The 13473-nt window shown below is 65.3% G+C and carries 14 protein-coding genes, 1 tRNA gene and 1 riboswitch; of the genes, 9 read left to right on the top strand and 6 right to left on the bottom strand.

Annotation, left to right across the window (positions count from 1 at the left end; translation table 11 throughout):
- Positions 1–13: 13 nt before the first annotated feature.
- Genes NLM25_RS42505 through NLM25_RS42495 form a run of 3 tightly spaced genes read left to right on the top strand, consistent with a single transcriptional unit; the run spans position 14 to position 3060 of the window.
- Positions 14–1279 carry an OpgC domain-containing protein gene (locus tag NLM25_RS42505; RefSeq protein ID WP_254140895.1) on the top strand — a complete coding sequence of 422 codons (1266 nt, stop codon included), beginning with the start codon at positions 14–16 and terminating at the stop codon, positions 1277–1279.
- A complete protein-coding gene (locus NLM25_RS42500) occupies positions 1279–2058 on the top strand; it encodes an SGNH/GDSL hydrolase family protein (RefSeq protein WP_254123873.1) in 780 nt (259 codons plus the stop codon). Before NLM25_RS42505 ends, NLM25_RS42500 begins: the two co-directional genes overlap by 1 nt.
- 12 nt (positions 2059–2070) lie before the next feature.
- Complete coding sequence (locus NLM25_RS42495; protein WP_254140894.1) at positions 2071–3060, top strand: SGNH/GDSL hydrolase family protein; 990 nt, start codon at positions 2071–2073, stop codon at positions 3058–3060.
- Between the two features lie 132 nt (positions 3061–3192).
- On the opposite strand, the gene NLM25_RS42490 is transcribed toward NLM25_RS42495, so the two are convergent.
- Positions 3193–4380 carry an O-succinylhomoserine sulfhydrylase gene (locus tag NLM25_RS42490; protein WP_254140893.1) on the bottom strand — a complete coding sequence of 396 codons (1188 nt, stop codon included), beginning with the start codon at positions 4378–4380 and terminating at the stop codon, positions 3193–3195.
- A 74-nt stretch (positions 4381–4454) separates the two neighbouring features.
- Positions 4455–4534, bottom strand: a riboswitch (SAM riboswitch).
- A gap of 80 nt (positions 4535–4614) precedes the next feature.
- Here NLM25_RS42490 and NLM25_RS42485 point away from each other — a divergent pair.
- From NLM25_RS42485 to NLM25_RS42465, 5 genes are all read left to right on the top strand, one after another.
- Positions 4615–5751: a 2'-deoxycytidine 5'-triphosphate deaminase gene (locus NLM25_RS42485; protein WP_375167870.1), complete on the top strand. Its 1137-nt coding sequence runs from the start codon at positions 4615–4617 to the stop codon at positions 5749–5751.
- 161 nt (positions 5752–5912) lie between these two features.
- Positions 5913–6314, top strand: coding sequence for a PAS domain S-box protein (locus NLM25_RS42480; RefSeq protein ID WP_254140891.1), 402 nt, complete (start codon positions 5913–5915; stop codon positions 6312–6314).
- Between the two features lie 104 nt (positions 6315–6418).
- Positions 6419–7468, top strand: a complete 1050-nt coding sequence (locus NLM25_RS42475) for a hypothetical protein (protein WP_254140890.1) — start codon at positions 6419–6421, stop codon at positions 7466–7468.
- A 321-nt stretch (positions 7469–7789) separates the two neighbouring features.
- Positions 7790–9235 (top strand): MATE family efflux transporter, encoded by a 1446-nt coding sequence (locus tag NLM25_RS42470; protein WP_254140889.1) that lies wholly within the window; start codon positions 7790–7792, stop codon positions 9233–9235.
- A gap of 171 nt (positions 9236–9406) precedes the next feature.
- The gene (locus tag NLM25_RS42465) at positions 9407–10105 is read left to right on the top strand and encodes a hypothetical protein (protein ID WP_254140888.1); all 699 of its coding nucleotides are present in this window, start codon (positions 9407–9409) and stop codon (positions 10103–10105) included.
- A 110-nt stretch (positions 10106–10215) separates the two neighbouring features.
- Here the strand turns inward: NLM25_RS42465 and NLM25_RS42460 are convergent, their stop codons facing one another.
- The 5 genes from NLM25_RS42460 to NLM25_RS42440 all read right to left on the bottom strand — a co-directional run bounded on the left by NLM25_RS42460 (position 10216) and on the right by NLM25_RS42440 (position 13215).
- Positions 10216–10701 (bottom strand): hypothetical protein, encoded by a 486-nt coding sequence (locus NLM25_RS42460; protein ID WP_254140887.1) that lies wholly within the window; start codon positions 10699–10701, stop codon positions 10216–10218.
- Between the two features lie 129 nt (positions 10702–10830).
- Complete coding sequence (locus NLM25_RS42455; protein WP_254140886.1) at positions 10831–11232, bottom strand: SRPBCC family protein; 402 nt, start codon at positions 11230–11232, stop codon at positions 10831–10833.
- A 140-nt stretch (positions 11233–11372) separates the two neighbouring features.
- A complete protein-coding gene (locus tag NLM25_RS42450) occupies positions 11373–11732 on the bottom strand; it encodes a VOC family protein (protein ID WP_254140885.1) in 360 nt (119 codons plus the stop codon).
- A 55-nt stretch (positions 11733–11787) separates the two neighbouring features.
- Positions 11788–12627: a helix-turn-helix transcriptional regulator gene (locus NLM25_RS42445; protein WP_254140884.1), complete on the bottom strand. Its 840-nt coding sequence runs from the start codon at positions 12625–12627 to the stop codon at positions 11788–11790.
- Between the two features lie 9 nt (positions 12628–12636).
- Positions 12637–13215: a methylated-DNA--[protein]-cysteine S-methyltransferase gene (locus NLM25_RS42440; RefSeq protein WP_254140883.1), complete on the bottom strand. Its 579-nt coding sequence runs from the start codon at positions 13213–13215 to the stop codon at positions 12637–12639.
- Positions 13216–13386: 171 nt separating this feature from the next.
- Here NLM25_RS42440 and NLM25_RS42435 point away from each other — a divergent pair.
- A tRNA-Gly gene (locus tag NLM25_RS42435) sits at positions 13387–13460 on the top strand.
- Positions 13461–13473: the final 13 nt, after the last annotated feature.

Genomic DNA, 13473 nt, shown 5'->3' with positions numbered 1-13473 from the left:
GTTTCGGGCCCCGATGACCATTGCCGACCAAGTGACGGGATCGACGATCGCGGGAACCGCCCAACCTGTGGACGCCACGTCTGCGGGGGCGAAGCCGCGCGCCACCGCGCCGGCCATCACGCTGCCCGCCATCGGCGAACGCGAGCTCCGGCTCGACCTGTTCCGCGGGCTCGCGCTGTGGCTGATCTTCGTCGACCATCTGCCGGCGAGCCTTTTGACCTGGTTCACGATCCGCAATTACGGCTTCAGCGACGCCACCGAGATCTTCATCTTCATCTCCGGCTACACCGCGGCGTTCGTCTACGGTCGTGCCATGCTGGAAAACGGCTTCGTCGTCGCCACCGCACGCATCCTGCGGCGGGTCTGGCAGATCTATGTCGCCCATGTCTTCCTGTTCACGATCTTCCTCGCCGAAATCTCCTACGTCGCGACCAGGTTCGAGAACCCGCTCTACACCGAAGAGATGGGCATCATGGATTTCCTCAAGCAGCCCGACGTCACGATCGTGCAGGCGCTGCTGCTGCGCTTTCGTCCGGTCAACATGGACGTGCTGCCGCTCTATATCGTGCTGATGCTGGCGCTGCCCTTGATCCTGTGGCTGATGAAATGGCGGCCCGACGTGACGCTCGGCCTCTCGGTCGTGCTCTACGCGGTGACCTGGGAATACGACCTCTATCTGTCGGCCTATCCGAACGGCTTCTGGGCGTTCAATCCCTTCGCCTGGCAATTGCTTTTCGTGTTCGGCGCATGGTGTGCGCTCGGAGGTGCGCGACGCATGTCGCGCATCCTGGTGTCACGCGTAACGATGTGGATTGCGATCGCCTATCTGGTCGCGGCGTTCTACGTGACGCTGACCTGGTATGTGCCGCAGCTCTCCCATTTCATGCCGAAGCGGCTCGAGCAGTGGATGTATCCGATCGACAAGGCCGATCTCGACGTCCTGCGCTTCACGCATTTCCTGGCGCTCGCCGCGCTCACCGTCCGCTTCCTGCCGCGGGACTGGCCGGGCCTGAAATCGCCCTGGCTGCGGCCGCTGATCCTCTGCGGCCAGCATTCCCTGGAGATCTTTTGTCTCGGCGTCTTCCTGGCCTTTGCCGGCCATTTCATCCTGGCCGAAGTCTCCGGCGGCGCAGGCGTGCATGCGCTGATTAGTCTCTCCGGAATCCTGATCATGTGCGGCGTGGCGTGGGTGATTTCATGGTACAAGCGCGTGGCTGACAAGAGCGGTGCGAAAACCAAAAACGCCGTCGGCAACGCCGATCTGGCGGGAGGGGGCTGATGAAGGCGAAGGTTCTCCTGAGCCTGGTCCTGCTGTGCGGTAACCTCGCCGCGCCCCTGGCGCGCGCGGGCGATGCTGCGTCGACTGCTCCGGCCGCGCCCCCGGCCTGCGAATTGCCGTCCTATCTGCTCACCACGGAAAGCCAGCTTCCCAGGGTCGCGGATGCCATCAAATCCGGCAAACCGCTCGAAATCCTGGTCATCGGCAGCCGCTCGACCACGATTCCGGCCTCCGAGGACAGCTCTTATCCGGCGCGCATGCAGGCCATCTTGAAGGACAGGCTGTTGCCGTCGGAGGCGGTGCACGTCTCCGTAGAAATACAGAGCAAGAAGACGGCCGAGGAGGCGGCCGCCACCTTCGTTAAGCTGTTGGAAGCAAAAAGGCCTACTTTGGTCATCTGGCAAACCGGGACGGTGGATGCTATCCGAGCGATCGATCCCGACGATTTTCGCGGCGCGGTGACCGAAGGGGTTTCCGCTTTGCAAAAAGCAGGGGCCGACGTCGTGTTGATGAATTTGCAGTACAGCCCGCGTACCGAAACCATGATCTCGGTGCCGCCCTATCTCGACAATATGCGGGTGGTGGCGCAGGAGCATGACATCCCGCTGTTCGACCGTTTCGCGATCATGCGGCAGTGGAATGATCAGGGTCAGTTCGACCTGTTCAGCCCGGCCCGCGGGCCAGAACTGGCGAAACAGGTCCACGATTGCCTTGGCCGGGCGTTGGCACAATTCGTGATCGACGCAGCCCATTTGGAGCCGGCGCAGCAGCAAAATTGAGGTCTAGCGTTAATGAGTTCTCTCCGCCCTTTTTGCCTGACGGCATGGCTGGCTGCGCCCGCAGCGGCTCTGCTGTTGCTGACGCCGGTGTCGCTGGCACCAGCGCAGGCGCAGGCCACGCAGGCAACGCCCGCGCCGCAGCAGGCCGCTAGGCCGGCTTCCGCTCCGCCCTCCCAGACCACCGTCGCCGTGACCTCTCCCGAACAGCGCGGCGTGACCGCGCGCGCCATCGACAAGGTGAAGCAGGTCGCGAAATCCGCCGGCGACATTTTCAGCCGCGTGCCCTGCCTTGCGCCGAAGGGCGGCTCGAAGACGATGGGCTCGCTGCCGCATGTCGCGGGCAAGCTCGTCGCCGGAAAGCCCGTCGTCATCGTCGCGTTCGGCTCGTCGTCGACGGCAGGCTATGGCGCGACCTCACCCGATTTCAACTATCCGAACCGTCTCGCCGCGCAGCTGCGCCGGCAATATCCGACCGCCGACATCACCGTCATCAATGCCGGTGTCGGCGGCGAGGACGCGCCCGAGATGATGAAGCGCCTCCAGAAGGAGGTGATCGACGTGCATCCGGATCTCGTGATCTGGCAGGTCGGCACCAACGCCGTGCTGCGCAATCTCGATCCCGGCGACACTGCAAAACTGGTCGAGGACGGCATCTCCCGCATCCAGGCTGCCGGCGGCGCCGATATCGTGCTGGTCGATCCGCAATACTCTCCGGCGGTCAATCAGCGTCCCGAGAGCGCCGGCAAGATGGTGAAGCTGCTCGGCAAGGTCGCCGAGCTCCGTCACGTCGGCATCTTCCCGCGCTTCGAGGTGATGCGAGACTGGCACGAGACGCAGGCGATCCCGATGGAGAGCTTCGTCATCGCCGACGGCCTGCACATGAACGATTGGGGCTACGCCTGCTTCGCCCAGCTCCTCGGCGACGACATCATCCGCTCCGTCGGCCAGATCAAGCTCGGCGTGAATGTCCCTGCGGACGTGCGGACGTACCGGCCGATGTAGGCACGGTGCCGTAGGGTGGGTTAGGCGAAGCCGTAACCCACCATGCTTCAGCGATCGCCGAACGAAGTTGGTGGATTACGCCGGCGGACTGCGCTTCGCGCAGCCGCGGGCTAATCCACCCTACGAAGCGATTCACGCCTTCTCCAGCGCGGCCGTCAGATCCTCGATCAGATCATCCGGATGCTCGAGCCCTGCCGAGAGACGGATGAAACCCTCGCTGATGCCGAGCGCGGCGCGGTCTTCCGGCTTGAGGCGCTGGTGCGTCGTCGTCGCCGGATGCGTGACGAGGCTCTTGGCATCGCCGAGATTGTTCGAGATCTTGGCAAGCTTGAGCTCGTTGAGCACGCGGAACGCGGCAGCCTTGCCGCCCTTCACCTCGAAGCCGACCAGCGTCGAGCCGCCGCGCATCTGCTTCTTCACCAGCGCTGCCTGCGGATGATCGGCGCGGCCGGGATAGACCAGCCGGGAAATCTTGGGATGGCTCGCCAGCACGTCGGCGATCCGCGCTGCGCTGTCGGTCTGCGCGCGCACGCGCACGCCGAGCGTCTCCAGGCCCTTGAGCAGGACCCAGGCGTTGAACGGCGAGATCGACGGGCCGGTCTGGCGCATGAAATTGTGGATGTGATCGGCGATGAAGGCTTCCGAGGACAGGATGATGCCGCCCAGACACCGGCCCTGGCCGTCGATGTGCTTGGTCGCGGAATAGACCACCACGTCGGCGCCGAGCGCGAGCGGGCTCTGCCAGATCGGCGTCGCGAACACGTTGTCGACGACGAGCCGTGCGCCGCCCTTGTGCGCGATCTCGGCAATCCCGGGGATGTCGAGCACGTCGAGCGTCGGGTTGGTCGGGCTCTCAAGGAAAAACGTCTTGGTGTTCGGCCTCAAGGCACGCTGCCACTGGTCGAGGTCGAGGCCATCGACCAGCGTGGTCTTGATGCCGTAGCGCGGCAGCAGGTCCTGAATGACGTAGAGGCACGAGCCGAACAGGGCGCGGGAGGCGACCACGTGATCGCCGGCCTTGAGCGGCGCCAGGATCGCGGTCGTCACCGCGGCCATGCCGGTTGCCGCCGAGCGGGCGGCCTCGGCGCCTTCGAGCTCGATCATGCGGCGCTCGAACATCGCGATGGTCGGGTTGGAGTAGCGCGAATAGATGAAGCCGGGGTCCTCGCCCTTGAACCGCGCCTCGCACTCCTCGGCGCTGTTGTAGACGTAGCCCTGGGTCAGGAACAGCGCCTCCGACGTCTCGCCATATTGCGAGCGCAGGGTGCCGGAATGGACCAGGCGGGTTTCGGGACGGTAGTTGGCGGTCGACTTCGACATAGGTACCTCCGACATGACCGTCTCGTCGAAAACGGTCACAAAAAAACCGGCCTGGATAACACCACGGGCCGGGATCACAGAGGTCCCCGGCCTGTTTAGCGACTTATTTAACGTGGCTGCAAGCCGGCCGGCTCAAATCACCACGGGATAAGTCATGCTCATATTCCGCAATGCCCTTTCCGTCAAGACGTCCATCGGTTAGCCGTAAAACGCTAGTATTTCCCGCATGTCGGGATGCGTTTGACCCCTGATGAGGACCCCCTGTTGACGTTCACGGTCGCCGCCGACGCCAATGGTATCCTGCCCGACCGCATGATCGCGGCGATGGCGGAGGCGGGGCTCATTCTGCCGGCCTACGACTTCGTCGAAAGCCAGATCCAGCCGGCGAGCCTCGATCTTCGCCTCGGCGACATCGCCTACCGCGTCCGTGCCAGCTTCCTGCCCGGGCCGGGTGCGACCGTTGCCGAGCGCATCGACGAATTGAAGCTGCACGAGTTCAGCCTCACCGACGGTGCGGTGCTGGAGACCAACTGCGTCTACATCGTGCCACTGCTCGAGAGCTTGGCGCTGCCGCCGGAGATCGTCGCGGCGGCGAACCCGAAAAGCTCCACCGGCCGGCTCGACGTCTTCACCCGCGTCATCGCCGACGGCACCCGCCGCTTCGACATGATCGGCGCCGGCTATCACGGCCCGCTCTACGCCGAGATCAGCCCGAAGACGTTCCCGGTGCTGGTCAGCGAGGGCTCGCGCCTGAGCCAGGTGCGCTTCCGCACCGGAGATGCCATCCTCAACATCGACGAGCTCGAGGCGCTGCACGCGACCGAGCGTCTCGTCGATCTCGCCGATGCCGATCTCACCGGCGGCGTCGCCGTCTCCGTTGACCTCTCCGGCGAGAAGGCCAACGGCTTCGTCGGTTACCGCGCCAAGCGCCACACCGGCGTCGTCGATGTCGATCGCCGCGCCGGCTATGCGGTGGAAGATTTCTGGGAGCCGATCTCGGCGCGTCCCGACGGTAGCCTGATCCTCGACCCCGGCGAGTTCTACATCCTCGCCTCCAAGGAAGCCGTGCAGGTGCCGCCCGATTACGCCGCGGAGATGGTGCCGTTCGATCCCCTGGTCGGTGAATTCCGCGTGCACTATGCCGGCTTCTTCGATCCTGGCTTCGGCTACGCCGGTGCGGGCGGGCAGGGCGCGCGCGCCGTGCTTGAAGTGCGCTCGCGCGAGGTGCCGTTCATCCTCGAGCACGGCCAGATCGTCGGCCGCCTCGTCTACGAGAAGATGCTGGCACGCCCCGACGCGATGTACGGCCAGCGCATCGGCTCGAACTACCAGGCGCAGGGCCTCAAACTATCGAAGCATTTTCGGGTGTAGCTTCACACTCTACTGTCATGCCCACCGGGGCATCCAGTACGCCGCAGCCTCTCGATTTAGATTACTGCCGTCTCGGAATACTGGATCGCCCGATCACGTCGGGCGATGACACCGAGTGTGTGTCAGGATGCGAATTGAAATCCGGGCTACGAGGTGGTGACATGGCCGATCAATCCGAGCTCGACGCAAAGATCCTCGACGACGTCGCGGACGCGCTGATCTATTCTGATCGCTCCGGCACCATCATGCGATGGAACCGCGCATCGACGACGCTGTTCGGCTTCTCCGCCGACGAAGCGCTCGGCCAAAACCTCGATCTGATCATTCCCGAACATCTGCGTGCCGCGCACTGGAAGGGCTTTGAAGCTGCGCTTGCCACCGGGGCGATGAAGCTTGCAGGCAAGCCGACGCTGACCCGCGCGCTGCACAAGAGCGGACGCAAGCTCTACATCGAGATGACCTTCGCGCTGGTGCGCGATGCCGGCGGCGCCGTGGCGATGGCGCGCGACGTCACCGAACGCGTCGAGCGCGAGCGCGCGGCCAAAGCTGCGCAAACTTCGTGATGCGGAATTGACGCGCTGGCGTGCAGGGCGCTCTGCTTGAGCGTCAGGTTGCCTCGCACCGGGTGCGGTGACACACTCGATCAAAACAACGATCGGGAGCGAACATGACCGCCATAGCGGACGCCGCGCAGGAAGCCCAATGGAAACGCTGGCGTGCAGTCGCCGATCTCTATCATGCCTATTTCACCGGCCTCATCCTGACCGTTGTCACGCGGCGCGGCACGGCCGACGCCGCCGAATTCGTCTTCCGCGTGTTTCGTCGCCAGCAGCAGGAGCGCTTCCTGCCGGGGCTCGAAAAGCTCGGTCTCAGTCATCTGCCGCCGGCGGTCGCCGCTGCGCAATATCATTATCTCTCCAACTGGATCGGCGGCGTGCACGTCGAATACATGTATGAGAGCGACACCAAGGCCTGGATCCGCTATCCGCCGCCGCGCTGGATCTGGAAGGGCACCGCGATCTGCGGCGTGCCGGGCGAGGTGAGCCGCGCGATGCTGCGCGGCTGGCACGCCAACAACGGCGTCGCGCTCGGTGATTTGCGCCTCGGCTTCGTCTGCACCAAGCAGAGTGTCGACGGACAGGACGGCCTTGAAGGCTACTACCACCAGTACGATCATCCGCTCGAGCTTGACCAGCGCCTGGTGTTCGCGCGCCATCTGGAGGCGCCGTTGTTCGACGCGAGGATGGCGCCGGCGCTTCCCGTCGCAAGCTGGCCAAAACCGCGGCTTGAAAAGGCGTATCGCAACTACGCGATGGAATATGTCCGCACCGCTGCGCCCGTGATGGTGCAGCTGTTCGGCCCAGAAGATGCCGGTTATCTCCTGCACCTCACCGGCAAGCTGATCGGCATGCAGTATTTCGACGAGACCGCCGCAGCACTGTCGCTGGGCCGCGGCGGCGCGGGTGAATTCGCCTCGTTCCTGAACGCGCTGTTCGCCGCGCAGGACGACGCTGCGGAAACGACGCGATCCGAAGGCGCCTTCGAAATCCGCCAGCAGAGCTGGAAGCTGATGGACGACGTCGCCGACCATCGCGCCTGCGCCAAGGTGCTGGAGGGATTGTTTGAGGGACTGGCGGCGGGATGCGGGCGGCATATCAGCGTGCATCTGCGCCCGACGGCAGGCAGCCGTCCGCCGCTGGTGTGGACGATTGGATAATGCCGCGCGTGTGGTGGCCTTGTGGTTCGAGACGCCCGCTTCGCGGGCTCCTCACCATGATGGTCTGACATCTCACCGCGAGGAGGTCCTCATCCTGAGGAGCCCGCCAGAGGGGGGCGTCTCGAAGGTTGGCCGCATGGAGACTGACAACCGCAATTCCACGGGCTGAAATGCGCTGCCGCAGGGCACGCCTGCATCCGGCGCAGGAGGAATCGGCAATTGCCGTGCTAACAAGTCCCTGCCGCGCCCTGCGCGCGAAGAAATTATTGGTACACCTACTCATTGCCGCGCCGCGAATGGCGGTCGTGCCCGGGAGGGGACATGTCCGACATCGCCGAAATCCCGGTCGATGAACAAGAGCGTCCGCTGCCGTCGCCGCCGCGTCCGGTGCGAAGCGCGCTGATGGACGGGCCGATTTTGCGCACGCTGCTCGGCCTCGCCTGGCCGAACGTGGTCGCGCTGTCAGCCGGCACCTGTGTGGTGATCGCGGAGACCTCCTATATCGGCCGGCTCGGCGTCGAGGCGCTCGCCGCAATGGCGCTGGTATTTCCGACAGTGATCCTGACCATGACGATGTCGGGCGGCGCCATGGGCGGCGCGGTGGCCTCCGCCATTGCCCGCGCGCTCGGCGCCGGCGACCGCGAGCGCGCCGGCACGCTCGCCGCACATGCGCTGCTGATCGGCATCACCTTCGGCCTCGTCTTCATGCTGGGCATGCTGATCTTCGGGCCGCGCGTGCTCGAGCTGCTCGGCGGCCGCGGCGATGTGCTGACGCATGCGGTCGCCTACACGCAGGTGTTTTTCGGCGGGGCCGTGCTGCCCTGGCTGCTCAACACCATGGCCGGCGTGTTGCGCGGCACCGGTAACATGAAGCTGCCGTCGCTGCTGATTCTCAACTCCGCGGTCTGGCAGGTCGTACTCGGCGGCACGTTGGGACTCGGGCTCGGCCCGGTGCCGCAGCTCGGCATGCGCGGCGTCGCCGCCGGCGCGCTGATCGCCTATTCGATGAACATCTGCGTGATGGGCTGGTACCTGTTCTCGGGCCGCGCCCGCGTCGTGCCGAAGCTCCGCGGACTTCGCGTCCAATGGGCGATGTTCTTCGACATCCTGAAGGTCGGCGCCATCGCCTGCTTCTCGCCGCTGCAATCGGTGCTGACGATCTCGATCTTCACCCATATGCTGGCGAAGTTCGGCACCGCGATCCTCGCCGGCTACGGCATCGGCGCGCGGCTGGAATTCCTGCTGACCTCGATCGCGTTCTCGTTTGGCATCGCCTCGGTGCCGATGATCGGCATGGCGGTCGGCGCCGGCCGCATCACGCGCGCGCGGCGTATCGCCTGGATCGCGGGCGCGACCGCCTTCGTCGCCGTCGGTGCGCCAGCGTGCCTGGTCGCGATCTTCCCGGACCTGTGGGTCAACATCTTCACCGACAGCGCCACAGTGCGCGCGACCAGCCATCAATATCTCTCGACGGTGGCGCCGTTCTACGCCTTCATCGGCCTCGCCTCGACGATGTATTTCTCGTCGCAGGGCGCGGCCAAGGTCATCGGGCCGGTGCTGGCGCAGACCGCGCGGCTGATCTACATCGCGGCGGTCGGCTGGTGGCTGTCGACGCATGACGCCACCGCGCAAAACTTCTTCTGGCTGGCCGCCAGCTCGATGGTCGTGCTCGGCCTGCTCTCGTGCTCCAGCGTGGTGCTGACACGCTGGGGACCGCGCGAAACGAAACCCGCGATCGGGCCCGCTCTCTCCGGCGCGGCGGACTAGGACGCACCTCTTAGGGGCGCAGGGTGCGTCGGCCTGCAGATTTATGTTTCCAAATATTTCTTATTGCTCAGTGGCAATATCGGGAAACTTGACCCGCTCGTTGCCGAAGGCTCCGCGCCAGCTCCCGGGGACAACGTCACCGCGAGTCCATCAGAAGCACGGAAAGCCACCATGACCTCGATTTCGGCGCTCTCCTCCCACCACCATCGCGCCTCACCATTGCAGCGGCTGCAAGACGAACTTCAGGCGGAAGTCAGTTCCGGCGCGATCAGTTCGTCGGATCAGTCGGCACTGTCGTCCGCACTCAGCGATATCGACTCCGCCCTGCAATCAAGTTCTGCGAGCGATCCGTCCAGCGGCAGCAAATCATCGCCTGAGGCCTTCAAGTCGAAGATCGACGATCTCATCCAGCAGGAAGTTTCGGCCGGCAAGCTGACCGACGATCAGGCCACCGAGTTGCAAGGCATCTTCAAGGCGGCGTTCTCGCATGGTCCGGGTGGACCGGGCGAAGCAGGTGGACCGCCGCCCGGCGGGCCTCCCCCCGCCAACGGCACGGACAGTTCGTCGAGCGGCAATTCGGTGGTGGACATGCTTCAGCAATTCCTGGATTCGCTGAAAAGCCTGCTCACGGATTCGACCTCGTCCAGCGGGACGACATCGAGCGACACGGCGGATGCAAGCGGATCTTCCTCGACCACCGCCACGGACAACGCGTCGAGCAGCAATTCGGCGACGGACTTGCTTGAACAATTTCTTCAGTCGCTGAAGAACTCGCTCGCGGATCCAACCTACAACGCGACGCGCTCGAGCGACGGGACCAAGGCCAGCGACCCATCGATGTCCGGCGTCCTCATCGACGACCGGATTTGATACCGGCGGCACCCCATCCGCCGACCCGGCGCAACCATCCTTCGTGCCCCGCGAAGGGTGGTTGCCTCGTTGCCGGAGTTGCCGCGCAGCGGCGACATGCCTAAACGCGCTTAGCGATGCCTGTGACGGCGATGGCCGCCACCACCGCCGACATTGGCGAGCCGCATCAGTTGCGGGATCATCGCCATCATGTCGCCGGCGCCGGCGCCACCCATCATGCCCATGATATCGCCGCCGCCCATGCCGCCGAGCCCCATCGGCATGGTGCCGCCTGCGCCCATCGGCGTGTAGCCGCCGTAGTTCGGCGCACCAAAGCCGCCGCCGCCGAGGCCGCCGCCCATCATGCCCCCGAGTCCGCCGCCGCCGTTCTCCATCATGCGGCTCATCATCGGACCCATGGTCTGCATCAGCGTGGCGAAGCGGCGCTTGCCCATCTTCGCCTTCATCATCTCCAGCATCGGCGCCATCTGAGTCATCATGTCCTCGCCGCCGGCGCCTCCGCCGCCGAGGAACTGCGCCTGGGCCGGCGCGCTCGAGATCGAAAATAGCAGCAGCACGGCGGCTGCTTGGCAGATCACCTTGTCAGCACCTCTCATGGCATGCTCCTCGCGTGCGTAGCTTCGCCGGGAGAGCGCAGCCAACCAGACGCACGCCGCCATGGTTACGGCCGGCGAGGGGAGGGCTCTGTGAGAAAACTCACAGAGCCGTCGGCGCGTGAGCCAGCGCTAGGCCGCGGCGGCCGGAAACGCCTTCTGCAAGGCGATCACGGCCTCCCTGGTCTGCCCCTCGACGTAAGCCGCAAGTTCGTTCGGCAGCATGTCGATGGTCCAGAGCAGGCGGCTCTTGCCGTCGCCGTCGGCGATCACCTGCACCGATGCACTGTAGTGCCTCAGCCGCTCGTTGTTGATGGCATAGACGAGGCGCTGCCGTGCATCGTTGCAGTCGATGAGCTCCTCGCGCGCCACCGAGCCGTTGGCGAAGGTGACGATGCGCGCATCGCCGTCGAGCGTGCAAGCGGTGACGAAGCCCGGCACCAGCCGCTGATGCAGCGCGCCGAAATCGCGCACGGCGTCCCAGACGTCGCGGGCGGGAACGGGGAGGGGGATGTCGTTGTGGATGGAAGCCATGGGAGTTTCCTCAAATGCAGTTTTGGTAGGGTGGGCAAAGGCGCGCAGCGCCGTGCCCACATTCATCGGCATTGTCGCGAGCAACTGGTGGGCACGCTTTCGCTTTGCCCACCCTACGAGATCTCGTGCGCGGCAAGCGCTCACACACAAACCGCCTCGACATTGTTGCCATCTGGGTCGATCAAGAACGCCGCGTAGTACGTCGGGCTGTAATCCTTCCGCGGCCCGGCGCCGCCGTTGTCGCGGCCGCCGCTCTTCAGGCCCTCGCTGTGGAACGCCTTGACGGCGTCATGGTCGTTGGCGCGGAAGGCGATGTGTGCGCCGTCGGCCTTGCGTCCCTTGTTCAGATGCAACCACAGCGCCGGCTCGCCCTTCGGCCCGAAGCCGGCATAGCCGTCGCCGCTGGAGCACAGGACATGGCCGAGCGGCGCCAGCACGGCGGTGTAGAAGCGTGTGGCGGCGTCGAGGTCGGCAACGCGCAGTCCGATGTGGTCATACATGGTCGTCTCCATTGCAAAGCGCGCCGCAACTGGCGCGCGCCGGAGACGAGCCTACTTAGTTGAGGGCAAGCTGCTCTTGGAGAATCTTGCGCTCCCCGCGCGAGGCCTGGCGGAATTTGGTCGGCGAGACGCCGGCGGCGCGGTGGAAGGTGCGGACGAAGTTGGAGAGGTCGCCGAAGCCGACGTCATAGGCGATTTCGGTGACCGCGATGTCGTCCTCACTGAGCAGCCGCGCCGCGTGTCGCAGCCGCGAGCGCACGAGATACTGATGTGGGGTGACGCCGAGCACGCTTGAGAACAGCCGCAGGAAATGGAAGGGGCTGAGGCCTGCCTGCCGCGCCGCCTGTTCGAGGTCGACCTCGGCATGCGAGTTGTCGTCGATCCATAGCGCCGCTTCAACCGCGCGGCGGCGGTCGCGCGCGGTGGGCGTTGTGTGCTTGCGCGCCTTGCCCGAGACGACATCGACGAAGCGGCCGGCAAGGATCTGGCCGACCTCGTCGAGACCGAGATCACTGTTGCCATCTGCTGCCGTCTGCGCAAGCTCGCCGAGCACCATCAGCTCGGGCAGCGGCGGCGTCGCGCCGACCTGCCAGGCCTCGGGGCGCCCGCCGAGGGTGTCGACCAGATCCTCACTGAGGAAGAACGAGAGGCAGACATCGCCGCTGACGTGCTCATGCGTGCAGGTGTATTCGTCGCCGGGCGCGCCGATCAGCATCGAGCCCGCCACCAGCTCGAAGAAGCCGGCGCGGCATTGGCAGCCAAAGCTCCCCGCGCGGACATAGGCGATGGAATGGCCGGTGCGGCACTCGGCAAACGGCGTGTCGTCCGGTCCCGCATCGCAGCGAAACTCGGAGACCGTCATCGCGCGTGTCGTCAGCAGAGTGGTTGCGTCCATCGCACCTATCTAGGTGCCGGGCCGTGGCGGGGCAACGGGCAGCAGCACCTCGAACAGCGTCTTGCTGGCGACCGGATGGGCGCCTTCGAGCGCCAGCAGCCGCCGCTTGGAGATCACCCCGCCATAGGGCGAGAGCCGGTCGGCGTAATTGCCGGCTTCCAGCACCCGGTGGCAGGGCACGATCAGCATGTAGGGATTTTTCGCGATCGCCTGCGCCACCGAATGCGACGCTCCGGAGGCGCCCAGCGTCTTGGCGATTTCGTGATAGGTGCGCGTCTCCCCGCGCGGAATGGCGCAGGCCGCTTCATAGACGCGCCGGTGGAAGCCGGGCACGCCGCCGGCATCCAGGCTGACCTCGGAAAAATCGTGATCGCCGCCTTGCAGCAAGCTTGCGATGCCCTCGATCGCCAGCTCGGCATTCTCGGACGGCCGCTGCTCGCGCGCCTCGGGGTGGAGCGCGAAAATCCGGCGGCGGGTGTCGATCTCCCGCGCCTCCGGCAATTGCACAGCGACCACGCCGGTGCTGCTCCAGATGATGCCGCAGCGCCCGATGGCCGTGTCGAATATCGAATAGCCACGCCCCACCATGCACACGCCCCACTCAGTGCACGTCCCCCCAGACACGCGATCATAACACCGCCACAATCCGGCGCACCTGGAATCTTACCGGGATGTTAACAACTGTCCGGCTCGGTGCGCCAAAGCGCTTGGCGGGCGGCGCCGTCTCGGCTAATCAGGACGGGCGCGAGACGCGCATTCGCGGGCGTAGTTCAATGGTAGAACGGCAGCTTCCCAAGCTGCATACGAGGGTTCGATTCCCTTCGCCCGCTCCAGCCCCTGCATCGC

This window comes from Bradyrhizobium sp. CCGB01 (assembly GCF_024199795.1).
GTDB lineage: Bacteria > Pseudomonadota > Alphaproteobacteria > Rhizobiales > Xanthobacteraceae > Bradyrhizobium.
The sequence above is the reverse complement of the archived record's forward strand: the minus strand, read 5'-3'. Positions and strand labels throughout refer to the sequence as shown.

What these genes read in the sequence shown, in the direction of transcription:
- NLM25_RS42440 (WP_254140883.1), bottom strand. Translation starts at nt 13,215, where the DNA reads ATGGTGGGGCGTGGCTATTCGATATTCGACACGGCCATCGGGCGCTGC.
- NLM25_RS42460 (WP_254140887.1), bottom strand. Translation starts at nt 10,701, where the DNA reads ATGAGAGGTGCTGACAAGGTGATCTGCCAAGCAGCCGCCGTGCTGCTG.
- NLM25_RS42475 (WP_254140890.1), top strand. Translation starts at nt 6,419, where the DNA reads ATGACCGCCATAGCGGACGCCGCGCAGGAAGCCCAATGGAAACGCTGG.
- NLM25_RS42470 (WP_254140889.1), top strand. Translation starts at nt 7,790, where the DNA reads ATGTCCGACATCGCCGAAATCCCGGTCGATGAACAAGAGCGTCCGCTG.
- NLM25_RS42500 (WP_254123873.1), top strand. Translation starts at nt 1,279, where the DNA reads ATGAAGGCGAAGGTTCTCCTGAGCCTGGTCCTGCTGTGCGGTAACCTC.
- NLM25_RS42455 (WP_254140886.1), bottom strand. Translation starts at nt 11,232, where the DNA reads ATGGCTTCCATCCACAACGACATCCCCCTCCCCGTTCCCGCCCGCGAC.
- NLM25_RS42495 (WP_254140894.1), top strand. Translation starts at nt 2,071, where the DNA reads ATGAGTTCTCTCCGCCCTTTTTGCCTGACGGCATGGCTGGCTGCGCCC.
- NLM25_RS42445 (WP_254140884.1), bottom strand. Translation starts at nt 12,627, where the DNA reads ATGGACGCAACCACTCTGCTGACGACACGCGCGATGACGGTCTCCGAG.
- NLM25_RS42490 (WP_254140893.1), bottom strand. Translation starts at nt 4,380, where the DNA reads ATGTCGAAGTCGACCGCCAACTACCGTCCCGAAACCCGCCTGGTCCAT.
- NLM25_RS42465 (WP_254140888.1), top strand. Translation starts at nt 9,407, where the DNA reads ATGACCTCGATTTCGGCGCTCTCCTCCCACCACCATCGCGCCTCACCA.
- NLM25_RS42485 (WP_375167870.1), top strand. Translation starts at nt 4,615, where the DNA reads ATGCGTTTGACCCCTGATGAGGACCCCCTGTTGACGTTCACGGTCGCC.
- NLM25_RS42480 (WP_254140891.1), top strand. Translation starts at nt 5,913, where the DNA reads ATGGCCGATCAATCCGAGCTCGACGCAAAGATCCTCGACGACGTCGCG.
- NLM25_RS42505 (WP_254140895.1), top strand. Translation starts at nt 14, where the DNA reads ATGACCATTGCCGACCAAGTGACGGGATCGACGATCGCGGGAACCGCC.
- NLM25_RS42450 (WP_254140885.1), bottom strand. Translation starts at nt 11,732, where the DNA reads ATGTATGACCACATCGGACTGCGCGTTGCCGACCTCGACGCCGCCACA.